The organism is Acidovorax temperans, assembly GCF_006716905.1.
In the GTDB taxonomy this organism is placed as follows: Bacteria; Pseudomonadota; Gammaproteobacteria; order Burkholderiales; family Burkholderiaceae_C; genus Acidovorax; species Acidovorax temperans.
In genome coordinates, this window is sequence record NZ_VFPV01000003.1 from 141,279 (window position 1) to 164,207 (window position 22,929).

Sequence of the window (22,929 nt, forward strand, 5' to 3'; positions counted from 1 at the left end):
AGCGCACATAATTTCAGCTGCTGAAAAGGGCATGGCCGTCCCCTACACTTCAGCCATGGAAACGACAAGCCCAGAGACCACAACAGCCCCCGAGCCATCGGCCATTGCCGCGCCCGCACGCTGGTGGCGCAAGTGGTGGCGCAGCCTATCGCCCACGCGCCAGGACCGGTTTGCCGCCCTGGCACCCCTGGCTGCGGTGATGATGTTTCTGGCCGCCATCGTGGCCGCGTTCTGGTATCTGCGCGCGGAGGAGGCCGAGCGCGAGCAAGAAGCCCTTCGCCGTGACGTGGAATATGCGCAGCAGCGGGTTCGCCTGCGCCTGCTGGAACGCCAGGAACAACTGATGCGCATTGCCCGCGACATCTCCAACCAGGAGCTGGAGCGGGCTGAATTTGTGAACAGGGCCGAGGCCCTCATCAGCCAATACCCCGAGCTGCAGGCCATCACCTGGATTGATGAGCGCCGAAAGATTCGCGCCAGCCATGCGGCGCCCACGCTGTCGAGCCAGCAGTTGCGGGTGGCGGGCGAGCTGCTCAAGCCTGGAGAGACCGCAGACACCTACGGCCTGGCCCGTGACCTGCAGCAACCGGTTTACGCCCAGCCAGCTGCCGCGAAGGGGGATGCGTCGCCCTTGCTGCAATTGCAGGTGCCTTTGAACAACCAGGGTAAGTTCGCAGGCGTCGTGCTGGGCGAGTACTCCATCGACAGCCTGCTGCGCTATGGCACTCCTACCGAAGTGCTGGCGCGCTATGCCGTTACGTTGATGGATGCCCGTGGCCAGGTGCTGGCAGGTACCCCCCTGCCTCCGCGCAACCCTGCCACCCAGTTACTGCCCTGGACGCCCAAGGCCAACGAATACGAAGTGCCGGTGTCTCCCGTCGGCAATGGGTTGGTGCTGCGTGCGCAGGCTTACCGCACCTCGCTGGGCGTGGTGGGTAGCGGCTTGTTCTGGCTGGTGGGCACTTTGAGCGCCATGACGGCCTGGATGCTGATTGCCACCTGGCGCCACACCCGCAGGCGCATGCAGGCGCAGCAAGCCCTGGTGGCTGAGACCAACTTCCGTCGCGCCATGGAAAACTCCATCCTGACCGGGATGCGCGCGCTGGACATGGAAGGACGCATCACCTACGTGAACGCGGCGCTGTGCCAGATGACTGGCTGGAGCGAAGCCGAACTGGTGGGCCTGAAGCCCCCCTACCCCTACTGGCCCAAGGAAGACCATGAATCCCTGCATGCCAAGCTGCGCGACGAGCTGAGCGGCCGCAGCGGGTCCGGCGGATTCCAGGTGCGCGTGCAGCGCAAAAACGGCACGCTGTTCGATGCCCGCTTGTATGTCTCGCCCCTGATTGACGCCCACGGCCAGCAAACCGGGTGGATGACGTCGATGACCGACATCACCGAGCCCAACCGCGTGCGCCAGCAACTCACGGCTGCGCATGAGCGTTTCACCATCGTGCTGGAGTCGCTGGACGCCTCGGTGTCGGTGGCGCCGCTGGGCAGCGAAGAACTGCTGTTTGCCAACAAGCTCTATCGCCAATGGTTCGGATCCCAGACGGCGGGGCACTTGCAACTGGTGGCCCAGGCCGGTGTGCTGCCGGTCGCCAGCAACAGCGGGGTGGATGACGAAGATGGCCTGATGGGGCTGCCCACCGACCCGTTGACCAGCGCGCGGTCTGAAAACGCCGAGATTTACCTGCCCGACCTGGGCAAATGGCTGGAGGTTCGCTCACGCTACCTGAACTGGGTGGACGGCCGCCTGGCTCAGATGGTCATTGCCACTGATATCACCCCCCGTCGCCTGGCTGAAGAGCAAGCCGAGCGCCAGGCGGAGCGCGCCCAATCGGTCAGCCGCCTCATCACCATGGGTGAAATGGCCTCCAGCGTGGCGCATGAACTCAACCAACCGCTCACCGCCATCAACAATTACTGTTCGGGCATGGTCTCGCGCATCCAAAGTGGGCAGATCACGGAAGAAGCGTTGTTGTCGGCACTGCAAAAAACCGCCCACCAGGCGCAGCGTGCGGGCCAAATCATCCAGCGCATCCGCGCCTTTGTGAAAAAGAGCGAACCCAACCGCACGTTGGCCGACGTGCACAGCATGGTGTCTGAAGCCGTGGAGCTGGCAGACATTGAACTGCGCCGTCACAACGTGCGCCTCACCCACTACATTGCAGCCCGCCTGCCCCCCGTGATGGCCGACACCATCCTGATTGAGCAGGTCTTGGTCAACCTGATGAAGAACGGCGCCGAGTCCATCCAGCATGCGCAGCGCCCTCCTTCGGGCCGCAGTGTGGAGTTGCGCGTGGTTCCCAAGCACACGGACGAAGGCGAGGTTGTCGAATTTTCGGTGCAGGACACGGGCAAAGGCCTGGCCCCTGAAGTGCTGGAGCGGCTGTTTGAAGCCTTCTTCTCCACCAAGCAGGAAGGCATGGGCATGGGCCTGAATTTGTGCCGCAGCATCGTCGAGTCCCACCAGGGAAGGATGCAGGCGCAGAACATCTACAATGGAACAGAGGTCGTTGGCTGCCGGTTCTCCTTCTGGCTTCCGCTGGCAAAGCCTGCCGATGACACTACAAACTCTGTAGCAAACGAGCAAACTCCGAGGACAATTGCATGAGCTTGATTCCGAAAAAAGGCACTGTTTACGTTGTAGATGATGACGAGGCCGTGCGCGATTCGCTGCAATGGCTGCTGGAGGGCAAGGATTACCGCGTACGCTGCTTTGATTCGGCTGAGACCTTCCTCTCGCGCTATGACCCGCGCGAAGTGGCCTGCCTGATTGTGGACATCCGCATGGGCGGCATGACGGGCCTTGAATTGCAAGACCGGTTGATCGAGCGCAAGTCGCCACTGCCCATCGTTTTCATCACCGGCCACGGCGATGTGCCCATGGCGGTGAACACCATGAAAAAAGGCGCGCTGGATTTCATCCAGAAGCCTTTCGACGAAGAAGAACTGCTGGGCTTGGTTGAGCGCATGCTGGACCATGCCCGCGAAGCTTTTGCCGGCTTTCAGCAAGCCGCCAGCCGCGATGCCCTGCTCTCCAAGCTCACCAGCCGCGAAGCGCAGGTGCTCGAACGCATCGTTGCAGGCCGCCTGAACAAGCAGATCGCCGACGACCTGGGCATCAGCATCAAGACCGTGGAGGCGCACCGTGCCAACATCATGGAAAAGCTCAATGCCAACACCGTGGCCGATCTGCTGAAAATTGCTCTGGGCCAGAACGCGCCCAAGGCCTGATTGCTCCTATTTTCATAGCTGCCTGCGCTTATCCAATCTGCGCTGGCAGCTGTTTTTAGGCTCTTCTAGCGAATGCTAGTGATGCACTCGATAAATGTCGTACGTCGAAATCGTCGTTTACAGACGTGCGGCGATTTCCATCACTACTATTCGCTAGAAGAGCCTGTTTTTATTTGTAAAACAGAATGACTGCTCAACTCATCGACGGCAACGCCCTCTCCCGCCAACTGCGCACCCAAGTGGCCGAACGTGCCGCTGCCCTCAAAGCCCGGGGGGTGACTCCCGGCTTGGCGGTGATCCTGGTCGGCGACAACCCGGCCAGCCAGGTGTACGTGCGCAACAAGGTCAAGGCCTGTGAAGACAGTGGTTTGTACTCTGTGCTGGAAAAGCACGATGCCAGCATGACCGAGGCAGAGCTGCTGGCGCGTGTAGAGGCGTTGAACAACGACCCCAGCATCCACGGCATCCTGGTGCAATTGCCGTTGCCTGCCCACATTGATGCACAAAAGGTGATCGAAGCCATCTCCCCCGCCAAGGACGTGGACGGGTTCCACATTGCCAGCGCAGGCGCACTGATGACCGGCATGCCTGGCTTCTGGCCCTGCACGCCTTACGGCTGTATGAAGATGCTGGAGAGCATTGGCTACGACCTCAAGGGCAAGCACGCGGTGGTGATTGGCCGCAGCAATATCGTGGGCAAGCCCATGGCCTTGATGCTGCTGCAAAAAGACGCCACCGTCACCATTTGCCACTCGCGCACGGCTGACCTCAAGGCCCAGACCCTGCAGGCTGATGTGATCGTCGCCGCCGTGGGCAAGCGCAACGTGCTGACTGCCGACATGGTCAAGCCCGGCGCCGTGGTGCTGGACGTGGGCATGAACCGCAACGACGAAGGCAAGCTCTGCGGTGATGTGGACTTTGAAGGCGTGAAGGCCGTGGCCGGCCACATCACCCCTGTGCCCGGTGGTGTGGGCCCCATGACCATCACCATGCTGCTGGTCAACACCATGGAAGCCGCAGAGCGCGCTGCCGGTTAATTCGGGCAGAAAGCCTTTTCGGCTGTATTGCAACTTGAACCTGCGCGCTGCGCCGCTATCTACATCCGCATGAGCAACGCCCTTCTCGACTTCTCCGCCCTGCCCGCGTTTGATCGCATCCAGCCTGCCGACGTCGGCCCCGCCGTCGATGCGCTGCTGGAAAAAGCGAACGCAGCGCTTGAAACCGTGACCGCGCCGGACTTTCCGGCCGAATGGAACGCCATTGCCAAGGTGCTGGATGTTGCCACCGAGCAATTGGGCATTGCCTGGGGCAGCGTGAGCCACCTCAACAGCGTGGCCGATACGCCGGAGCTGCGTGCGGCCTACAACGCGGCACTGCCACAGGTCACCGAGTTTTGGACACGCCTGGGTGCGGATGAGCGCCTGTACGCCAAGTACAAGGCCATTGACCCCGCCACGCTCAACGCCGAGCAGCAGCGTGCTCACCACAACGCCATTCGCAATTTTGTGTTGAGCGGCGCTGAACTGACTGGCCCCGCCAAAGAGCGCTTCGCGCAAATCCAGGAGCGCCAGGCAGAGTTGAGCCAGAAGTTCAGCGAAAACGCCCTGGATGCGACGGATGCCTTTGCCTACTACGCCACTGCCGAAGAACTGGAAGGCGTACCGGCCGATGTGCAGCAGGCAGCGCTGGCCGCTGCCAAGGCCGAGGGTAAAGATGGCTACAAGCTCACGCTGAAGATGCCTTGCTACCTGCCGGTCATGCAATTCGCCCAACGTGCGGATCTGCGTGAAAAGCTGTACCGCGCTTTCGTGACACGCGCTTCCGAACAAGCCGAGGGCGATGCCCGCAAGTTTGACAACACCGCGCTGATCAACGAAATCCTGGCACTGCGCAAGGAAGAAGCGCAGCTGCTGGGCTACGCCAATTTTGGCGAGGTGTCTGTGGTGCCGAAGATGGCGAAGTCGCCCGCCGAAGTCATTCACTTCTTGCGTGACTTGGCCCACCGTGCTCGCCCTTACGCTGAAAAAGACGTGGCTGACATGCGCGAATTTGCCCGCGCGGAGCTGGGTCTTGCGGCGCCTGAAGCCTGGGACTGGCCCTACATTGCTGAAAAGCTCAAGGAGGCACGCTACGCCTTCAGCGAGCAAGAGGTCAAGCAGTACTTCACAGCCCCCAAAGTGCTGGCGGGGCTGTTCAAGATCATCGAAACGCTGTTTGAGGTCGCGATTCGCCGTGACAGTGCACCCGTGTGGCATCCCTCGGTGGAGTTTTACCGCATTGAACGTAACGGTGAACTGGTAGGCCAGTTCTACCTGGACCAGCCCGCCCGTACCGGCAAGCGCGGCGGCGCCTGGATGGATGACGTGCGCACCCGCTGGTTGCGCCCGGATACCGGCAAGCTGCAAACCCCCGTAGCCCATCTGGTCTGCAACTTTGCCGATGGCGTGGATGGCAAACCTGCGCTGCTGACGCACGACGACGTCATCACCCTGTTCCATGAGTTTGGCCACGGCCTGCACCACATGCTCACGCAGGTGAACGAGCGCGACGTGTCGGGCATTGGCGGTGTGGAATGGGATGCAGTGGAGCTGCCCAGCCAGTTCATGGAGAACTTCTGCTGGGAGTGGGATGTGCTCAAGCACATGACGGCTCACGTCGAGACCGGAGAGTCGTTGCCCCGCGCGTTGTTTGACAAGATGATTGCCGCCAAGAATTTCCAGGCAGGCATGCAGACACTGCGCCAGATTGAATTTGCCCTGTTTGACATGCTTCTGCACACCGAGCACGACCCAGCCAATGACGTGATGCCTTTGCTGGCCAAGGTGCGCGATGAAGTGGCCGTCTTGCAGCCCCCGGCCTTCAGCCGCACACCCCACACCTTCAGCCATATTTTTGCGGGCGGCTACGCGGCGGGCTATTACAGCTACAAGTGGGCCGAGGTCTTGAGTGCCGATGCCTACGCAGCCTTTGAAGAAACGGTGGGGGCTGACGGCCAGCCGAGCATTGAAACAGGTCGCCGCTATCGCAAGGCAATTCTGGAAGCCGGCGGTAGCCGCCCAGCCATGGAGTCATTCAAAGAATTCCGTGGCCGTGAGCCGCAGCTGGACGCGCTGCTGCGCCACCAAGGAATGAGCCAATAAGCCCCCATTCCTGGGATACAGCCCTTCTTGAGGAGAAACCATATGCTGCCCAAAGTTTTGTCTTTGTCCCTGATGCTTGCATTGCTGTCGATGGGAGCCCATGCGCAAACCGTCTACCGCATCGTTGGCCCTGACGGGAAGGTGACGTTCTCTGACCGGGCCCCCGATACGGCCGCCAAACCGGCGCAAACGACAGCAGGCACTCCCAGTGGCTCCTCTGCTGCGGGCGCGGGTCTGCCCTTTGAACTGGGCAAAGTGGCAGCGCGTTTTCCGGTCACTCTGTACACCGGCCAGAACTGCGCACCCTGCGATACGGCACGGCGCATGCTGGAAGCCCGGGGTGTGCCCTTCTCTGAACGCACGATCAACACGTCGGAAGACCTGCAAGCCCTGACGAAGCTGGGCAGCGATTCGAGCTTGCCTTTCGCCACCATTGGCGGGCAGCAACTGTCGGGCTATTCGGATTCGGAATGGAACTCCTACCTTGACGCAGCGGGTTACCCAAAGACTTCGCAGTTGCCCAGCAACTACCGCCGTCCTGCAGCAACTCCGCTGACACCACCCAAGCCAGCGCCTGCTGCGGCAGCGGCTGATACGGCTCCTGCTGCGACCGAAACTGTGCGTCGATTGGCCCGCCCCCCTGTGGCCGCACCCGATCCGAATGCCCCCAACCCGAACAACCCTGCGGGAATCAAGTTCTGATAACACTCAGGTTGTAAACAAAAAGGGGTGCCTTCTGGCACCCCTTTTTTGCAGCTGACTGTTGATCGGCGCAGATCAATAAATCAAGGTTTGCACCCCTTGGGCGGTGCCCAGCAAGCACACGGCCGCCTTCTGGTGGGCAAAAACGCCCACAGTCACCACGCCAGGCCACTGGTTCACTTGCGATTCAAATTCCAGCGGGTTTTGAATGGAGAGGCCCGTGACATCCAGGATGTGCTGGCCGTTGTCGGTCACGAGGGGCTTGCCATCTTTCAGCCGCACCTTGGCCACTCCGCCCAGGGCTTCAAAGCGGCGGGCAATGTGCTGTGTGGCCATGGGGATGACTTCCACTGGCAACGGAAACTTGCCCAGTACTTCCACGCGCTTGGATTCGTCTGCGATACAAACAAACCGCTGCGCCAGGGCAGCCACGATCTTTTCACGGGTCAAGGCGGCACCACCGCCCTTGATCATGTTGCCGTTGCCGTCGATTTCGTCTGCACCATCGATATACACCGCCAACGACTGCACTTCGTTCGCATCAAACACCGGAATACCCAGAGCCTGAAGACGCTCTGTGCTGGCCACAGAGCTGGATACAGCCCCCTTGATGGTCGACTTGATACTGGCTAAAGCATCAATGAACTTGTTGACGGTGGAGCCCGTGCCCACGCCCACGATGTCGCCGGGCACCACGTATTGCAGCGCGGCTTGGCCTACCAGGGTCTTGAGTTCGTCTTGGGTGAGTGATGAAGGTGTCGTCATGGGGGAAAATCGAAGGTAATTCTTCAATTATCGTTCCATGTCCCTCATCCCCTACTCCCTCACCCGCTCCTTTCTGTTTGGCATGGACCCGGAGGCCGCGCATGACCTGACCATGGACATGCTGGCCAAGGGGCAACGAACCCCGTTGCAGTGGGCCTGGTGCCAAACGCGTGTGGACGACCCTGTGGAACTGGCCGGTTTGCGTTTTCCGAATCGGGTGGGAATGGCTGCCGGGCTGGATAAAAATGCCAGGTGCATCGACGCCTTGGGCGCCATGGGCTTTGGCTTTGTCGAGGTGGGTACCGTCACCCCCAAGCCCCAGCCAGGCAACCCCAAGCCGCGCATGTTCAGACTGCCCGAGGCCCGTGCACTGATCAACCGCCTGGGGTTCAACAATGAGGGCCTTGATGCATTCATCCACAACGTGCAGCGGGCTCAGTTCCGCAAGCAGCATCGCGCAACACCCATGTTGCTGGGGCTGAACATTGGCAAAAACGCCAGCACGCCCATCGAAAATGCCACCAGCGACTATCTTGCGTGCCTGGATGGCGTATACCCGCATGCCGATTACGTGACCGTCAATATCAGCTCGCCCAACACGCAAAACCTGCGGGCTCTGCAAAGCGACGAAGCACTGGATGCTTTGTTGGGAGCCATTGCCGAGCGGCGTGAGTGGCTGGCGAACCAGGAGTTGCCACACGCAGGTAGCGCTGGACACACCAAACGCAGGGTCCCTATTTTTGTGAAGATTGCTCCCGATCTGGACGAGGTACAGGTCGGGGTGATTGCCAGCACCCTGCAACGCCATGGCATGGACGGAGTGATCGCCACCAACACCACCATCGCGCGCGATGCCGTGCAGGGCATGCCCCACTCCACAGAAACGGGTGGTCTCAGCGGAGCGCCGGTGCTGGAGGCCAGCAACCGTGTGATTCGTCAGCTCAGAGCAGCGCTGGGCCGTGACTTTCCGATTGTGGGTGTCGGCGGCATCATGAGTGCCAAAGATGCCGCTAGCAAAATCGAGGCGGGTGCCGACGTGGTGCAGATCTACACCGGGCTGATTTATGAAGGCCCTGCACTGGTAGAGCAGGCCGCCAAGGCCATCAAGGCTTCACGGATTAAACGCTGAAGTTAGCAGTGCAGTGGTGGGTCTGTGGAAAGACCCGGCTGCATGCGAATTGCTGGCCGCAACACTGGCCTGGCCTCACTTGCAGCGGGCGCCCTGTTCTGGCGTGATCAGCGGCGAAAGCGCAATATCCAAGGCAGCGCGACGCTGGCCCAGCGCACGAGGCGGCTGGGGCCAAGTGCCATTGCAGCGCCTGCCAAAGCGACCACTGCCGCTGGATGCTGCTTGGCAAATGCCACACAGCGCAGTACGAGTGAATCGTCGCCAATTCCAGCAGCACCGGCCTCCGCAGCGCTGTTGGCTTGCGCATAGGCCTTGCGGCGGGCCTGAATCCGTTCCCGCTGCGCAGCGATCCGATGGAGAATCTTTTGCTGTGCAGGCGTGGCAGGCCCCTGAGGCTCCTCTGGATGCATAGAAGGGGTTGGGTCACTCATAGCATATCCTTGATGTCACGCCAGTCCTGCGCAAGCTCGCGGCGCGTTAAAGGAAATCCGTCTTCCGCCCGCTGTACGCTGCGCAGTAGCGCGACGAGCAGGCCAAGCCAAGCGGCCAACCAAACCCCGGCCACCACCCAGCCCGCAACGCTGCGGTACGGGGTGTCCCAAAACTGGACGAGCACGGCCATGGAGACCATCACCATGCTCACCACGGTCAATCCAGCCACCGCCATGGCCAGCGCCAATACGCGCCGGATGTAGCGTTTCTGGTCTTGCCACTCCAGCTTGGCCAGCTCCATGCGGTCTTCCACCGCGATGGCGCCTTCGATCGCCGCCACACGCCAACGGGCGACGATCACATCCAGCCCTAACAAAGCCAGCCAATTCATAGCATGCTGTAGATCGGAGGAGTGGAAGCCACCGCGCTTTAACGGCGGGCCAGCAAAAAGCCCACGAGGGCGCCAACGGCCAAGGCGGCACCGGCCACGCGCCAAGGTTCGTCATGGGCGTAGCGGTCGGCAGCAATCGCTGCGTCCTTGGCTTGGCGAGCGGCGTCTTGCGCTGCACGAATGGCGGATTCACGGGCGGAGTGGATGCCGTCGTCCAGGCGTTGACGCAGCAGCTTGATCTCGGGAACGACGTCCAGGTCTTTGTTGGCCAGCAAGCCGCGCAAGTCAGACACCAGTTTCTCCAGTTCGCCTTGAGTGGTGAAGTGTTCAGATGTGTTCATGGCATTTCCTTTTTAAAAAGACAAGTTGAGACCTAAACCTGCAAAGCACCAACGGTGTCCGCATTGGATGCTGACATCAATGAGGTAACCATTGGAAGTGTCCGTGTGAAAGCATCTTAGCGCCGCTACACCCTGCCAGCCTGTAGGACATCGTCGCGTAGGGTTACAAACTTTGCAGGGAGTTGATCACCCACCCTGGCCGAGTAACTCTGCAACATGGTCAGCAATTGCCAGTGAACTGGTCAAGCCAGGGGATTCGATGCCGAAGAGGTTCACCAGGCCCGCGATGCCATGGTCTTGAGGGCCCTGGATACAGAAATCAGGCGCAGGCTCTCCGGGGCCATGAATTTTGGGCCTGATGCCCGCATAGCCGGGGACCAATGCACCGTCGGGCAGCGCAGGCCAATATTTGCGCACTTCGGCGTAAAACGCATCGCCCCGGCGAGGATCGACTACCAGGTCATCTGCGGAGTCCACCCACTGCACATCTGGCCCAAATTTGGCCTGCCCGCCCAAGTCCAGCGTCAGATGCACGCCCAAGCCCGCCGCCTCGGGCACAGGGTAAACCAAATGGCTGAAGGGGGCCTTGCCAGAGAGGGTGAAGTAGTTGCCTTTGGCAAACCGTGGCTCGGGCACATGAACCGGATCCAAGCCGGCAAATTGCCGCGCAAGTTGAGGGGCGTGCAGCCCCGCCGCATTGATGAGCAAGCGGGTTCTCAAACGGGTACCATCAATCGCTACTAAATCAATAGCGCCTTGCGCAATACCGGCGTGCGCCAAGGCCGAATTCAATGCAACAAGCCCCCCCGCGTTCTCCAGGTCCCCCTGCAGCGACAACATCAGCCCGTGGCTGTCGATGATGCCGGTGCTGGGCGAAAACAAGGCAGCGACGCATTCCAGCGCGGGTTCCATGACCTGCGCCTGGGCTCGATCCAGCCATTGCAAGTCCGTGACACCATTGCTGAGCGCACGGTCGTAAATGCTTCGGAGGCCTTCGCGCTGCTCATCTGAAGTAGCCACCAGCAACTTGCCGCACCGCCGGTGCTCCACGCCACGCTCCTGGGCATAGGCATAAAGCTGCTGACGGCCTGCAACGCACAAGCGCGCCTTGAGCGAGCCGGTGGGGTAATAAAGGCCCGCATGGATGACTTCGCTGTTGCGGGAACTGGTACCTGTGCCGATGGCATCTGCAGCTTCCAGCACCATCACTTCGAGCCCTTGCAAAGCAAGTTTTCGCGCGATAGCCAAACCCACTACACCCGCCCCGACCACCACACATTCCACTTGATCCATCGTTCCTCACCTTTTCTGTGGGTTCTGCTGTTTGTGGCTGCGGTCTCACCGACCCGCTTCAAAGCCGTGAATAACCTGGAGGGCGTTGGCACCCAGCTCGGTGGCTGCATACCCGCCTTCCAGCACCAGGGCTGTCGGCAGGCCCAGGCCTGCCAATCTGCGGCCCAGGGTTGAGAAGTCTTCCGTGGTCAGCGCAAATTGCGAGATGGGATCACCCACATAGGTGTCCAGCCCCAACGACACCACCAAGGCATCGGGAGCATATTGAGAAATGCGAATGCAGGCCGCATCTAGGGCCGCAAACCACTTCGCGACGGAGCTGCCTGCGGGCAGCGGCAGGTTCAGGTTGAAACCCAACCCGGCGCCCTCGCCCTGTTCGTCCGCATGCCCCAGATAAAAAGGGTATTCGGTCAGCGGGTCGCCATGGATGCTGATGAAAAGCACATCTGCGCGCTGGTAGAAGATGCTCTGCGTGCCGTTACCGTGGTGGTAGTCCACGTCGAGCACAACCACCCGTTTGGCTCCTTGGTCTAACAAAGTCTGGACGGCCACCGCTGCGTTGTTCAGAAAGCAGTAGCCGCCCATGAAATCAGGGCCGGCATGGTGGCCCGGTGGTCGGGTGCAGCAAAATGCTGCGGGCGCGCCTGCGGCTATGCGCATGGCGGCACTGGCTGCGGCATCTGCGCCCGCTTTGGCTGCTTCCCAGGTACCTTGGGCCAAGGGCGTTCCGTTGTCCATCGAGTAGAGGCCCAGCTTGGCAATGAAGTTGGTGGGTTCCACATCACTGCGCAATGTGCGCACGGGCCAGACCGATGGGAATGGTTGCGTGGTGGCGTTGACCGGGTCCAGCGCCACCCACTGCACCCAGGCGGATGCCAAAAAGTCGAGGTAGCGCTGACTATGTACCTTTTTTAGCGCTCCTGTGGCATCTGTGTCGGGGGCCAGCAGCTTGTAGCCCGCCTGGCGCAGTGCCTGCTCCACGTAATCGGCGCGCGCGGGTTTCTCAAAGCAGTCCACGCGATTGCCACGAAAAAACTCGTGTGCCGGAGCGTGCAGGTGATGTAGTGGGTTATGAAAGCTGATCATGTGGTGGCTCCGCCGCGATTGGCACCCAGTAGCCCTTCTGAGCAGGCGTGCATCTGGTGCAAAACGAAAGCGAACATTTGTTGAGACAGGCGCTTGATCATTGTGCCTGCAACCTGCCCCTGTCCCGAGCACGCCAACGTGTCTCTGTGAAGACACAAAGAAAAAAGCGCCTTGCAATGCTGCAAGGCGCTTTTGAATTTGGTGGGTGATACATGGATCGAACATGTGACCCCTGCCGTGTGAAGGCAGTGCTCTACCGCTGAGCTAATCACCCGTTGCGCTGCCCCAAGATTTGGGCAACACATCAATCAAAACTGCAAATGGTGGGTGATACATGGATCGAACATGTGACCCCTGCCGTGTGAAGGCAGTGCTCTACCGCTGAGCTAATCACCCGTTTGCGTCAAGCCTTAGATTATGGCACAAATTAAACGGTCGCCGACAATTTTCGCCAAATTGTTTTGCCACCGCTGGATTTATCGATCTGCGTCATGACGTCTTCATGCGCGGCCAATTCCTGCTCATTGGCCGTGATGACCTGCAGCGTGAAACGGCTCAGGTCGACTTGTGCCGAGGCTCCGCCCTCCGCGCCTTCCTGCGCGTCGTCCACGATGAGCAACGCATCCTGGCCGCGGGTCAGGTTGATGTAGACGTCGGCCAACAGTTCTGCGTCCAGCAAGGCTCCGTGCAGCGTGCGGCCCGAGTTGTCGACGCCAAGGCGGTCACACAGTGCATCCAGGGAGTTGCGCTTGCCCGGATACATCTCCTTGGCCATGGCCAGGGTGTCCGTGATGCTGGCCACATAGGTGCTGAAGGGCGCCCGCCCGGTCAACTCCAGTTCCTTGTTGAGGAAGCCCACGTCGAACGCCGCGTTGTGGATGATGATCTCGGCGCCCTGCAAATAGTCCAAGATTTGGGGGGCCACATCGGCGAACTTCGGCTTGTCCTTCAGGAACTCGTTGCTGATGCCGTGAACCTTGAGCGCATCTTCATGGCTGTCGCGCCCTGGGTTGAAGTACAGGTGCAGGTTGTTGCCCGTGAGCTTGCGGTTGAGCAGCTCCACGCACCCCAATTCGATGATGCGGTCACCACCCTCGGCCGAAAGGCCGGTGGTTTCCGTGTCCAGAACAATCTGGCGGGACATCAGTGGTTTTCCTTGGCGTGGTTGATCGTGTACTTGGGAATCTCGATGACCAGGTCTTTCTGGGCCAGGATGGCCTGGCACGACAGGCGCGACTGCGGCTCCAGACCCCACGCGCGATCCAGCAGGTCTTCTTCCTCTTCTTCCGCTGCGTTCAAAGAAGCCAGCCCCTCGCGCACGATCACATGGCAGGTGGTGCAGGCGCAACTCATATCGCAGGCGTGCTCAATGTTGATCTGGTTGTCCAGCAAAGCCTCGCAAATGGATGTACCTGCGGGGGCCGTGATTTCGGTGCCTGCGGGGCAGTATTCTGGATGGGGAAGAATTTTGATGACGGGCATGGCGTCTGGTTCAGTGCTTGGTATTAGAGGGATTGGACATTCTTGCCGGCCAGTGCCTGCTGAATGCCTCGGTTCATCCGTTGTGCTGCGAAAGGTTCGGTACCTTTGGCCAATGCTTCGGTCGCCGCTTCGATGACTGCTGCATCCTCCGATTGGAGCTGCTCGCGCAGGGTCTGCATCAGCGCGTCAATGCCAGCACGCTCCTGCGCTGTGAGCAGATCACCATCAGCATCCAGTGCACTTTGGGTGGCCATCAGCATGCGGTCCGCGTCTACCCGGGCTTCCACCACGGCGCGGGCGCGCATATCTTGCGCAGCGGTGGCAAAACCGTCTTGCAGCATGCGCGCGATTTGCTCATCCGAGAGGCCATACGACGGCTTCACATCAATGCGCGCTTCCACACCGCTGCCCTGCTCTTTCGCACTGACGGACAAAAGGCCATCCGCATCCACCGTGAACGTCACCCGAATGCGGGCAGCACCGGCCGCCATGGGCGGAATGCCCCGCAGTTCAAAGCGCGCGAGACTGCGGCAGTCTTGCACCAGATCACGCTCTCCCTGCACCACATGGATGGCGAGAGCGGTTTGCCCATCTTTGTAGGTGGTGAAGTCCTGTGCCTTGGCCGTGGGGATGGTTTCATTGCGAGCCACGATCCGTTCCACCAGGCCGCCCATGGTTTCAATGCCCAGCGACAGGGGGATCACGTCCAGCAACAGCAAGTCGCCTGCGGTGTTGTTCCCAGCGAGCTGGTTGGCCTGGATGGCTGCGCCGAGCGCCACGACCTCGTCAGGGTTCAGGTTGGTCAGTGGTTCACGGCCGAAAAATTCGGCCACAGCACGTTGAACCTGCGGCATGCGGGTCGAGCCGCCCACCATCACAACGCCCTTCACCTCTTCACGTTCAAGCTGGGCGTCGCGCAGTGCTCTGCGCACAGCTGCCATGGAGCGCGCGGTGAGCGCGGCAGTGGCTGCGTCAAAATCAGCGCGATTCACATCAAATTGCACGCTACCGCCCGACAGATCAGCGCTAAATGCTACTTTTTCTGTAGCAGTCAAGGCTTCCTTGCAAGCGCGCGCCGCCAGCCGAATGGCTGCTTTGTCTGCAGGGCTCTGGACCTTGCAACCAGTTTGGGACACCACCCAATCGGCCAACGCCGCATCGTAGTCGTCCCCCCCCAAGGCAGAATCGCCGCCGGTGGCAATCACTTCGAACACACCCTGCGTCAGTCGCAGGATAGAGATATCGAAGGTACCGCCGCCCAGGTCATACACCGCATACACACCCTCGCTGGCATTGTCCAAACCGTAGGCAATGGCAGCGGCGGTGGGTTCGTTGATAAGGCGTAGCAGATTGATGCCTGCCAGCTTGGCTGCATCCTTGGTCGCTTGGCGCTGGGCATCGTCGAAGTACGCAGGCACCGTGATGACAGCGCCGTACAAATCATCGTTGAAGGTGTCTTCCGCCCGATAGCGCAGTGTGGCCAGGATCTCGGCGCTGACCTCCACGGGGGTTTTCACGCCATCGGCCGTGGAAATGCTGACCATGCCGCCTTCTGCTGACTGCACAAACTCATAGGGCAATTGCCCGGCTTGTGCCACATCTTGCAACCCGCGGCCCATGAAGCGCTTGACCGACGCAATCGTGTTGCCCGCATCACTGGCTTGGGCGGCAACAGCCTGGTAGCCAATCTGGCGCCCACCTTGCCCCAGATAACGCACTACGGAGGGCAACAGCACGCGGCCTTCGCTGTCGGGCAGGCATTCAGCCACGCCGTTGCGAACGGCTGCCACCAGGGAGTGCGTGGTTCCCAGATCAATACCCACCGCAATGCGGCGCTGATGGGGGTCGGGGGACTGTCCGGGCTCGGAGATCTGCAAAAGCGCCATGGAATTCGTTTGTTCTACGTGAGTGACCTTGGCACGTTGACCAAAGGTCGAAAAGGTAACAGCTGCTATTGTCCCAGTTGCTCGCGCCGGCGATCGATATCGTCGGCAAATCGCGCAATGAACATGAGGGCTCTCACTTGCTGCGCGGCCGCCGGGTAATCACCTTGTTGGTCAATCAGCGCTTCACACCGCGCCAAACCTGCTTTGCGTGCCTGCATGACCTCATCTTCCAGAGCATCCACAGCAGCCGGGGTTGAGGCATCTTCCAGGGCTTCGCGCCATTCCATTTGCTGCATCAGAAACGCAGGGGGCATGGCGGTGTTGTCGTGGGCCTGGATAGGCGCCCCATGGAGCTCGCACAGGTAGGCTGCGCGCCGCAGCGGATCTTTCAAGCGCTGGTACGCCTCGTTGATGCGCACTGACCACTGCATCGCCACCCGCTGGGCTGCGAGACCTTGCGCCGCAAATTTGTCGGGGTGGGCTTCTTTCTGGAGTTCTTTCCAGCGGGCATCCAGGGTCGCCCGGTCTTGAGCAAAGCGCTCAGGTACACCAAAGAGTTCAAAGTCATTGGATTGCAGGTTCATGCTGCAGTGCTCGCAGAAAGATCAGTCGTGCTCAAGAAAAAACCGCCAACACACAGTGCGCTGGCGGTTTCATGGGGGACAGCCAAGCCGGAAGGCCTGTGTGTCAAACGCGGAAGCTCTCTCCACAGCCGCAGCGGTCGCGCTCGTTGGGGTTGTTGAACTTGAAGCCTTCGTTGAGGCCTTCACGCACAAAATCCAACTCTGTCCCGTCGATGTAGGCCAAGCTCTTGGGGTCGATCAACACCTTGACGCCGTGGTTCTCGAAGACCACGTCCTCAGGCTCCGACTCGTCCACGTACTCCAGCTTGTAGGCCAAGCCCGAGCAGCCAGTGGTCTTGACTCCTAGGCGCACACCCAGGCCCTTGCCGCGGCGGGCAAGGTACCTGCTGACATGGCGTGCCGCCGCTTCTGTGAGGGTAATGGCCATTGCTTCAGGCTGCAGGGGTAGCGTGCTTGGCTTTGTAATCGTTCACGGCTGCCTTGATGGCATCTTCCGCGAGGATGGAGCAGTGGATCTTCACGGGCGGCAGCGCCAACTCTTCAGCGATCACGCTGTTCTTCAGGGCCGCTGCTTCGTCCAGGGTCTTGCCCTTCACCCACTCCGTCACCAGCGACGAAGAAGCAATCGCAGAGCCGCAGCCGTAGGTCTTGAAGCGCGCGTCTTCAATCACACCCGTCTGGGGGTTCACCTTGATCTGCAGCTTCATCACATCACCGCAGGCAGGCGCACCCACCATGCCGGTGCCTACCGACTCATCACCCTTGTCGAAAGAACCCACGTTACGGGGATTCTCGTAATGGTCAACCACTTTTTCAGAATAAGCCATGGCAAGTCCTCTTAGGTCGTTTCGGGGCGCGATCAGTGCGCAGCCCACTGGATGGTGCTGAGATCGACGCCATCCTTGTACATCTCCCACAAGGGGCTGAGTTCACGCAGACGGGCTACGTTTTCACGGATGGTGGAGATCGCGTAATCAATTTCTTCTTCGGTCGTAAAACGGCCGATGGTCATGCGCAGGCTGCTGTGTGCCAGCTCGTCGCTGCGGCCCAGGGCGCGCAACACATAGCTGGGCTCCAGGCTTGCCGAGGTACAGGCCGAGCCTGAAGACACAGCCAAGCCCTTGATGCCCATGATCAACGATTCGCCTTCGACGAAGTTGAAGCTCATGTTCAGGTTCTGCGGCACACGGCGCTCCATGCTGCCGTTGATGAACACTTGCTCGATGTCCTTCAGACCGTCGAGCAGACGCTGTTGCAATGCGCGGGCCTTGGCATTGCTCTCGGCCATTTCTTCCTTGGCGATGCGGAAGGCTTCACCCATACCCACGATCTGGTGCGTAGGCAAGGTGCCCGAGCGCATGCCGCGCTCGTGACCACCACCATGCATCTGGGCTTCCAGACGCACGCGAGGCTTGCGGCGCACGTAGAGGGCGCCCACGCCCTTGGGGCCGTAGGTCTTGTGGGCGGTCATGCTCATCAGGTCGATGGGCAGCACGTTCATGTCGATCTCGACGCGGCCTGTGGCCTGCGCTGCATCCACATGCAGCAAGATGCCCTTTTCGCGGCAGAGGGCGCCGATCGCAGGAATGTCCTGGATCACACCGATTTCGTTGTTCACGAAGAGGATGCTGATCAGGATGGTGTCAGGGCGGATGGCAGCCTTCAGGGCGTCCATGCTCACCAGGCCATCTTCCTGCACATCCAGGTAAGTCACTTCAAAACCTTGGCGTTCCAGTTCACGCATGGTGTCCAGAACAGCCTTGTGTTCTGTCTTGAGCGTGATCAGGTGCTTGCCCTTGCCTTTGTAGAACTGGGCAGCGCCCTTCAGGGCCAGATTGATCGATTCAGTAGCGCCACTGGTCCACACGATTTCACGGGGGTCCGCACCGATCAGGTCGGCCACTTGGGCGCGCGCCTTCTCCACGGCCTCTTCCGCTTCCCAGCCCCAGGCGTGGCTGCGGGAAGCGGGGTTGCCAAAGTGCTCGCGCAACCAAGGGATCATCGCGTCCACCACGCGGGGGTCCACGGGGGTGGTGGCGCCGTAGTCGAGATAGATAGGAAAGTGTGGGGTCATGTTGATGGCTGGCTCAGTTGCGTTTCTGGCTGGCAGCAAAAACGGTTGTCAAAAACAGGTAAACGTACAGGGCGCTGCTGGCCTTTGAGGCCAAGCGCCTCGCATGGCTGTCAGGATTTGGCGAATGCGTTGCCCAGCGCGAACACGGAGTTCGGGGCATTCACGCGGATCGGCTTGACCACAGGCGTGGTGGAAATAGCGCGGCGCACGATAGGCTTGTCTTCAATTTGCACGCCCTTGGCAAGCTGCTCGTCCACCAGCTTTTGCAGCGTGACGGAGTCCAGAAACTCCACCATGCGCTGATTCAGCGAAGCCCACAGCTCGTGCGTCATGCAACGGCCAGCTTCACCCAGGCAGTTCTCTTTGCCGCCGCACTGTGTGGCGTCGATGGGCTCATCCACAGACACAATGATGTCGGCCACGGTGATCTCACCAGCCTTGCGGGCCAGCGTGTAGCCGCCGCCGGGGCCACGGGTGGACTCGACCAGTTCATGACGGCGAAGTTTGCCGAACAGCTGCTCAAGATAAGACAGGGAGATTTGCTGGCGCTGGCTGATGGCCGCCAGCGTGACGGGACCATTGTTTTGGCGCAGGGCCAAATCGATCATCGCGGTGACCGCGAACCGGCCTTTGGTGGTGAGACGCATGGAAAGCTCCTTGTGCTGAGGCTCGTTCGTTAAAGAAACTGCCTGCGCTGGCAAATGGTCAGCACGGGCACCGTCTCCGCCCCTTACTCCGCTCAGCCTTGCCTGTCACGGAGCCCTTCATCGTTGGGCTTTGTTGTTGAGTATTTTGTAAGAGTATATCACAAATCCCTATCGAATTGCTCAGGTTAAAAAACCAACGGGTCACAATTCCCCCTGATCCGTATTGACGTCGGCAAAGCGGATCAGGCCGTGATCGAGTCGCTTCCAGGCGCACCGAAGGCTCGGTCCTTGAGTTTTGTCAGTTGGTCTCGCACACGAGCTGCCTGTTCGAACTCGAGGTTGCGAGCGTGTTCCAGCATCAGCTTCTCCAGGCGCTTGATCTCGCGCGAAATGTCCTTCTCGGACATCTCTTCCACCTGCGCCCTTTGCATGGCCTCTTGTTCCAGGCGCTCCGCGTCTTTGCCCGCTTTTTCGCTGTAAACGCCGTCAATCAGGTCTCTTACCCGCTTGACAATGCCGCGCGGCGTAATGCCGTGGGCTTCGTTGTGGGCGATCTGCTTGGTGCGCCGCCGCTCGGTTTCGTCCATGGCCTTTTTCATGGAGTCGGTGATGCGGTCGGCATACAAAATGGCCCGGCCATTCAGGTTGCGTGCCGCGCGGCCAATGGTCTGGATCAGGCTGCGCTCGGCGCGCAAAAAACCTTCCTTGTCAGCGTCCAGAATCGCCACCAGCGACACCTCGGGAATATCCAGCCCCTCGCGCAGCAGGTTGATACCCACCAGCACATCGAACGCGCCCAGCCGCAGGTCGCGGATGATTTCCACCCGCTCCACGGTGTCCACATCACTGTGCAGGTAGCGCACCTTCACGCCGTTGTCAGTGAGGTAATCGGTGAGCTGCTCGGCCATGCGCTTGGTCAGTGTGGTGATCAGCACGCGCTCGTGCTTTTCCACGCGGATGCGGATTTCCTGCAGCACGTCGTCCACCTGATGGGTGGCGGGCCGCACCTCCACCACCGGGTCCACCAGCCCCGTAGGACGAACCACTTGATCCACGATCTGGCCAGAGTGGGTTTTCTCGTAGTCGGCTGGAGTGGCCGTTACGAAAATCGCTTGCCGCATGCGCTGCTCAAATTCCTCGAACTTGAGCGGCCGGTTGTCCAGCGCCGAAGGCAGGCGAAAGCCATATTCCACCAATGTGGTCTTTCGCGCGCGGTCGCCGTTGTACATGGCCGACAGCTGCCCGATCATCTGGTGGCTCTCGTCCAGGAACATGATGGAGTCCTTGGGCATGTAGTCGGTCAGCGTGCTGGGCGGGTCTCCCGGCGCTGCACCAGACAGGTGGCGCGTGTAGTTTTCAATGCCCTTGCAGTGCCCTACTTCGCTGAGCATTTCCAGGTCAAACCGGGTGCGTTGCTCCAGCCGCTGGGCTTCCACCAATTTGCCGTCGGCCACCAGTTGCTGCAGGCGCTCGGCCAACTCCAGCTTGATGGTCTCCACCGCTGCCAGCACCTTGTCACGCGGGGTGACGTAGTGGCTGCTGGGGTACACGGTAAAGCGCGGAATCTTCTGCTTGACGCGCCCCGTGAGCGGGTCGAACAGCTGAAGGCTCTCGATCTCATCATCAAACAGCTCGATGCGGATGGCCAGCTCGGAGTGTTCTGCCGGGAACACGTCGATCGTGTCGCCGCGCACCCGGAACTTGCCACGCGAAAAATCGGCTTCGTTGCGCTGGTACTGCATGCGGATGAGCTGCGCAATCACGTCGCGCTGGCCCAGTTTGTCCCCCACGCGCAGCGTCATCACCATGCGGTGATAGCTCTCGGGCTCGCCAATGCCGTAGATGGCCGACACGGTGGCCACGATCACCACATCGCGCCGTTCCATCAGGCTCTTGGTGCAACTCAGGCGCATCTGCTCGATGTGCTCATTGATCGCGCTGTCTTTCTCGATGAACAGGTCGCGCTGCGGCACATAGGCTTCGGGCTGGTAGTAGTCGTAGTAGCTGACGAAATACTCCACCGCGTTCTTGGGGAAGAACTCTCGAAACTCGCTGTACAGCTGTGCCGCCAAGGTCTTGTTGGGCGCAAAAACGATGGCCGGGCGGCCCATGCGGGCGATGACATTGGCCATGGTGAAGGTCTTGCCCGAGCCAGTCACGCCCAGCAGCGTCTGGAAGGCTTCGCCATCCCGCAGCCCCTCCACCAGCTTGTTGATGGCCTCAGGCTGGTCGCCAGCGGGGGGGTACGGCTGAAACAACTCAAACGGCGAGTCTGGGAAGCGGACGAACTCGCCGTCTTGCTTTTCAGGAATGACTTCGGTGATATCTGGCATGGGGCGTGGTCAACAGATGGAGCAGGCCGCCCGTTAAAATCGGCGGAACCCGGCACAGTACACCACGCCCGGATTCTTCGCTACTGACAACCTTTCAAGGATTTTCATGTCTCTGTTCACCGCCGTCGAAATGGCCCCCCGCGACCCTATCCTGGGTCTGAACGAACAATTCAACGCCGACACCAACCCCAACAAGGTCAACCTGGGCGTGGGTGTGTATTTCGACGACAACGGCAAGCTGCCCCTGCTGCAGTGCGTGCAAGCCGCTGAAAAGACCATGATGGAAAAGCCCACCGCCCGTGGCTACCTGCCCATCGACGGTATCGCTGCCTATGACGCAGCCGTGAAGGGCCTGGTGTTTGGCGCAGACTCCGAAGTCGTCAAGAGCGGCCGCGTGGCCACCGTGCAAGCCATTGGCGGCACCGGCGGCCTGAAGATCGGTGCCGACTTCCTCAAGAAGATCAGCCCCAACGCCACCGTGCTGATCTCTGACCCCAGCTGGGAAAACCACCGTGCGCTGTTCACCAACGCCGGTTTCACCGTTGACACCTACCCCTACTTCGACCAGAGCGCCAACGGCGGCCTGGGCGGCATTAACTTTGACGGCATGCTGGCCAAGCTCAAGGCCGCTGCAGCAGGCACCATCGTGCTGCTGCACGCCTGCTGCCACAACCCCACCGGCTACGACATCACCCCCGCCCAGTGGGATCAGGTGATTGCCGTGGTGAAGGAACGCAACCTCACCGCCTTCCTGGACATGGCGTACCAAGGCTTTGGCTACGGCATTGCTGAAGACGGCGCCGTGATCGCCAAGTTTGTGGCCGCTGGCCTGAACATCTTCGTGTCCACCAGCTTCTCCAAGAGCTTCAGCCTGTACGGCGAACGCGTGGGCGCCCTGAGCGTGGTCGGCAGCACCAAGGAAGAAACCGACCGCGTGCTGAGCCAGCTCAAGATCGCCATCCGCACCAACTACTCCAACCCACCCACCCACGGTGGCGCCATCGTGGCTGCCGTGCTGGGCAACCCCGAGCTGCGCGCCCTGTGGGAAAAGGAACTGGGCGAAATGCGCGTGCGCATCAAGGCCATGCGCCAAAAGCTGGTTGATGGCCTGAAGGCCGCCGGCGTGACCAAGGACATGTCCTTCATCACCACCCAGATCGGCATGTTCAGCTACTCCGGCCTCTCGAAGGACCAGATGGTGCGCCTGCGCACGGAATTCGGCGTGTACGGCACCGACACCGGCCGTATGTGCGTGGCCGCCCTGAACAGCAAGAACATCGACTACGTCTGCCAAGCGATTGCCAAGGTCATCTGATCTACCCCCTTGCGCTTGACCACAACAAAAAACCGCCTTCGGGCGGTTTTTTGCTTTTTATGCCTCTAGCGCTTATCCATCAAGCGCCA

21 protein-coding genes and 2 tRNA genes are annotated in these 22,929 nt (G+C 60.5%); 7 read left to right on the top strand and 16 right to left on the bottom strand.

Annotated elements, in window-relative coordinates:
• The first annotated feature begins 55 nt into the window (after nt 1–55).
• The 5 genes from BDD18_RS15510 to BDD18_RS15530 all read left to right on the top strand — a co-directional run bounded on the left by BDD18_RS15510 (nt 56) and on the right by BDD18_RS15530 (nt 7,082).
• Nucleotides 56–2,617 (top strand): PAS domain S-box protein, encoded by a 2,562-nt coding sequence (locus tag BDD18_RS15510; protein ID WP_142084280.1) that lies wholly within the window; start codon nt 56–58, stop codon nt 2,615–2,617.
• Complete coding sequence (locus BDD18_RS15515) at nt 2,614–3,240, top strand: response regulator transcription factor (protein ID WP_044396750.1); 627 nt, start codon at nt 2,614–2,616, stop codon at nt 3,238–3,240. Before BDD18_RS15510 ends, BDD18_RS15515 begins: the two co-directional genes overlap by 4 nt.
• 185 nt (nt 3,241–3,425) lie before the next feature.
• Nucleotides 3,426–4,277, top strand: a complete 852-nt coding sequence (folD, locus tag BDD18_RS15520; protein WP_044396751.1) for a bifunctional methylenetetrahydrofolate dehydrogenase/methenyltetrahydrofolate cyclohydrolase FolD — start codon at nt 3,426–3,428, stop codon at nt 4,275–4,277.
• A gap of 69 nt (nt 4,278–4,346) precedes the next feature.
• Complete coding sequence (locus tag BDD18_RS15525; RefSeq protein ID WP_142084282.1) at nt 4,347–6,380, top strand: M3 family metallopeptidase; 2,034 nt, start codon at nt 4,347–4,349, stop codon at nt 6,378–6,380.
• Nucleotides 6,381–6,422: 42 nt separating this feature from the next.
• Nucleotides 6,423–7,082, top strand: a complete 660-nt coding sequence (locus BDD18_RS15530) for a DUF4124 domain-containing protein (protein ID WP_142084284.1) — start codon at nt 6,423–6,425, stop codon at nt 7,080–7,082.
• A gap of 75 nt (nt 7,083–7,157) precedes the next feature.
• Here BDD18_RS15530 and rpiA read toward each other — a convergent pair whose 3' ends face one another.
• Nucleotides 7,158–7,847: a ribose-5-phosphate isomerase RpiA gene (gene rpiA, locus BDD18_RS15535; protein WP_067512460.1), complete on the bottom strand. Its 690-nt coding sequence runs from the start codon at nt 7,845–7,847 to the stop codon at nt 7,158–7,160.
• A gap of 37 nt (nt 7,848–7,884) precedes the next feature.
• Here rpiA and BDD18_RS15540 point away from each other — a divergent pair, with 37 nt between their 5' ends.
• Nucleotides 7,885–8,976, top strand: a complete 1,092-nt coding sequence (locus BDD18_RS15540) for a quinone-dependent dihydroorotate dehydrogenase (RefSeq protein ID WP_142084286.1) — start codon at nt 7,885–7,887, stop codon at nt 8,974–8,976.
• Between the two features lie 427 nt (nt 8,977–9,403).
• Here BDD18_RS15540 and BDD18_RS15550 read toward each other — a convergent pair whose 3' ends face one another.
• The 15 genes from BDD18_RS15550 to uvrB form a co-directional block, all read right to left on the bottom strand.
• A complete protein-coding gene (locus tag BDD18_RS15550; RefSeq protein ID WP_066693003.1) occupies nt 9,404–9,799 on the bottom strand; it encodes a phage holin family protein in 396 nt (131 codons plus the stop codon).
• 38 nt (nt 9,800–9,837) lie between these two features.
• Complete coding sequence (locus BDD18_RS15555; RefSeq protein ID WP_067512465.1) at nt 9,838–10,140, bottom strand: DUF883 domain-containing protein; 303 nt, start codon at nt 10,138–10,140, stop codon at nt 9,838–9,840.
• A 186-nt stretch (nt 10,141–10,326) separates the two neighbouring features.
• Nucleotides 10,327–11,433 (bottom strand): NAD(P)/FAD-dependent oxidoreductase, encoded by a 1,107-nt coding sequence (locus BDD18_RS15560; protein ID WP_142084288.1) that lies wholly within the window; start codon nt 11,431–11,433, stop codon nt 10,327–10,329.
• Nucleotides 11,434–11,478: 45 nt separating this feature from the next.
• Nucleotides 11,479–12,519 (bottom strand): histone deacetylase family protein, encoded by a 1,041-nt coding sequence (locus BDD18_RS15565; RefSeq protein WP_142084289.1) that lies wholly within the window; start codon nt 12,517–12,519, stop codon nt 11,479–11,481.
• A gap of 199 nt (nt 12,520–12,718) precedes the next feature.
• Nucleotides 12,719–12,793: transfer RNA gene (locus BDD18_RS15570), tRNA-Val, on the bottom strand.
• A 47-nt stretch (nt 12,794–12,840) separates the two neighbouring features.
• Nucleotides 12,841–12,915, bottom strand: a tRNA-Val gene (locus BDD18_RS15575).
• A 31-nt stretch (nt 12,916–12,946) separates the two neighbouring features.
• Nucleotides 12,947–13,663 carry a DNA polymerase III subunit epsilon gene (gene dnaQ / locus BDD18_RS15580; protein ID WP_066691882.1) on the bottom strand — a complete coding sequence of 239 codons (717 nt, stop codon included), beginning with the start codon at nt 13,661–13,663 and terminating at the stop codon, nt 12,947–12,949.
• Nucleotides 13,663–14,001 (bottom strand): ISC system 2Fe-2S type ferredoxin, encoded by a 339-nt coding sequence (fdx, locus tag BDD18_RS15585; RefSeq protein ID WP_066691884.1) that lies wholly within the window; start codon nt 13,999–14,001, stop codon nt 13,663–13,665. The genes dnaQ and fdx overlap by 1 nt, the downstream gene beginning before the upstream one ends.
• A 23-nt stretch (nt 14,002–14,024) precedes the next feature.
• Nucleotides 14,025–15,887, bottom strand: a complete 1,863-nt coding sequence (gene hscA, locus BDD18_RS15590) for a Fe-S protein assembly chaperone HscA (protein WP_142084291.1) — start codon at nt 15,885–15,887, stop codon at nt 14,025–14,027.
• A 65-nt stretch (nt 15,888–15,952) separates the two neighbouring features.
• Entirely contained in the window at nt 15,953–16,471 is a 519-nt protein-coding gene (gene hscB, locus BDD18_RS15595; protein ID WP_142084293.1) for a Fe-S protein assembly co-chaperone HscB, read from the bottom strand.
• A 103-nt stretch (nt 16,472–16,574) separates the two neighbouring features.
• Nucleotides 16,575–16,898, bottom strand: a complete 324-nt coding sequence (iscA, locus tag BDD18_RS15600; protein ID WP_066691893.1) for an iron-sulfur cluster assembly protein IscA — start codon at nt 16,896–16,898, stop codon at nt 16,575–16,577.
• 4 nt (nt 16,899–16,902) lie between these two features.
• On the bottom strand, nt 16,903–17,298 hold the full coding sequence (gene iscU / locus BDD18_RS15605) for a Fe-S cluster assembly scaffold IscU (protein ID WP_044395246.1): 396 nt from the start codon (nt 17,296–17,298) through the stop codon (nt 16,903–16,905).
• Nucleotides 17,299–17,330: 32 nt separating this feature from the next.
• Complete coding sequence (locus BDD18_RS15610) at nt 17,331–18,551, bottom strand: IscS subfamily cysteine desulfurase (RefSeq protein ID WP_044395273.1); 1,221 nt, start codon at nt 18,549–18,551, stop codon at nt 17,331–17,333.
• Nucleotides 18,552–18,655: 104 nt separating this feature from the next.
• Nucleotides 18,656–19,192 carry a Fe-S cluster assembly transcriptional regulator IscR gene (gene iscR, locus BDD18_RS15615; RefSeq protein ID WP_044395244.1) on the bottom strand — a complete coding sequence of 179 codons (537 nt, stop codon included), beginning with the start codon at nt 19,190–19,192 and terminating at the stop codon, nt 18,656–18,658.
• Between the two features lie 242 nt (nt 19,193–19,434).
• Complete coding sequence (gene uvrB / locus BDD18_RS15620; protein ID WP_142084294.1) at nt 19,435–21,525, bottom strand: excinuclease ABC subunit UvrB; 2,091 nt, start codon at nt 21,523–21,525, stop codon at nt 19,435–19,437.
• Between the two features lie 106 nt (nt 21,526–21,631).
• On the opposite strand from uvrB, the gene BDD18_RS15625 reads away from it, so the two are divergent.
• On the top strand, nt 21,632–22,840 hold the full coding sequence (locus BDD18_RS15625; RefSeq protein ID WP_066785721.1) for an amino acid aminotransferase: 1,209 nt from the start codon (nt 21,632–21,634) through the stop codon (nt 22,838–22,840).
• Nucleotides 22,841–22,929 lie beyond the last annotated feature (89 nt).

What these genes read in the sequence shown, in the direction of transcription:
- BDD18_RS15510 (WP_142084280.1), top strand. Translation starts at nt 56, where the DNA reads ATGGAAACGACAAGCCCAGAGACCACAACAGCCCCCGAGCCATCGGCC.
- BDD18_RS15515 (WP_044396750.1), top strand. Translation starts at nt 2,614, where the DNA reads ATGAGCTTGATTCCGAAAAAAGGCACTGTTTACGTTGTAGATGATGAC.
- folD (WP_044396751.1), top strand. Translation starts at nt 3,426, where the DNA reads ATGACTGCTCAACTCATCGACGGCAACGCCCTCTCCCGCCAACTGCGC.
- BDD18_RS15525 (WP_142084282.1), top strand. Translation starts at nt 4,347, where the DNA reads ATGAGCAACGCCCTTCTCGACTTCTCCGCCCTGCCCGCGTTTGATCGC.
- BDD18_RS15530 (WP_142084284.1), top strand. Translation starts at nt 6,423, where the DNA reads ATGCTGCCCAAAGTTTTGTCTTTGTCCCTGATGCTTGCATTGCTGTCG.
- rpiA (WP_067512460.1), bottom strand. Translation starts at nt 7,847, where the DNA reads ATGACGACACCTTCATCACTCACCCAAGACGAACTCAAGACCCTGGTA.
- BDD18_RS15540 (WP_142084286.1), top strand. Translation starts at nt 7,885, where the DNA reads ATGTCCCTCATCCCCTACTCCCTCACCCGCTCCTTTCTGTTTGGCATG.
- BDD18_RS15550 (WP_066693003.1), bottom strand. Translation starts at nt 9,799, where the DNA reads ATGAATTGGCTGGCTTTGTTAGGGCTGGATGTGATCGTCGCCCGTTGG.
- BDD18_RS15555 (WP_067512465.1), bottom strand. Translation starts at nt 10,140, where the DNA reads ATGAACACATCTGAACACTTCACCACTCAAGGCGAACTGGAGAAACTG.
- BDD18_RS15560 (WP_142084288.1), bottom strand. Translation starts at nt 11,433, where the DNA reads ATGGATCAAGTGGAATGTGTGGTGGTCGGGGCGGGTGTAGTGGGTTTG.
- BDD18_RS15565 (WP_142084289.1), bottom strand. Translation starts at nt 12,519, where the DNA reads ATGATCAGCTTTCATAACCCACTACATCACCTGCACGCTCCGGCACAC.
- dnaQ (WP_066691882.1), bottom strand. Translation starts at nt 13,663, where the DNA reads ATGTCCCGCCAGATTGTTCTGGACACGGAAACCACCGGCCTTTCGGCC.
- fdx (WP_066691884.1), bottom strand. Translation starts at nt 14,001, where the DNA reads ATGCCCGTCATCAAAATTCTTCCCCATCCAGAATACTGCCCCGCAGGC.
- hscA (WP_142084291.1), bottom strand. Translation starts at nt 15,887, where the DNA reads ATGGCGCTTTTGCAGATCTCCGAGCCCGGACAGTCCCCCGACCCCCAT.
- hscB (WP_142084293.1), bottom strand. Translation starts at nt 16,471, where the DNA reads ATGAACCTGCAATCCAATGACTTTGAACTCTTTGGTGTACCTGAGCGC.
- iscA (WP_066691893.1), bottom strand. Translation starts at nt 16,898, where the DNA reads ATGGCCATTACCCTCACAGAAGCGGCGGCACGCCATGTCAGCAGGTAC.
- iscU (WP_044395246.1), bottom strand. Translation starts at nt 17,298, where the DNA reads ATGGCTTATTCTGAAAAAGTGGTTGACCATTACGAGAATCCCCGTAAC.
- iscR (WP_044395244.1), bottom strand. Translation starts at nt 19,192, where the DNA reads ATGCGTCTCACCACCAAAGGCCGGTTCGCGGTCACCGCGATGATCGAT.
- uvrB (WP_142084294.1), bottom strand. Translation starts at nt 21,525, where the DNA reads ATGCCAGATATCACCGAAGTCATTCCTGAAAAGCAAGACGGCGAGTTC.
- BDD18_RS15625 (WP_066785721.1), top strand. Translation starts at nt 21,632, where the DNA reads ATGTCTCTGTTCACCGCCGTCGAAATGGCCCCCCGCGACCCTATCCTG.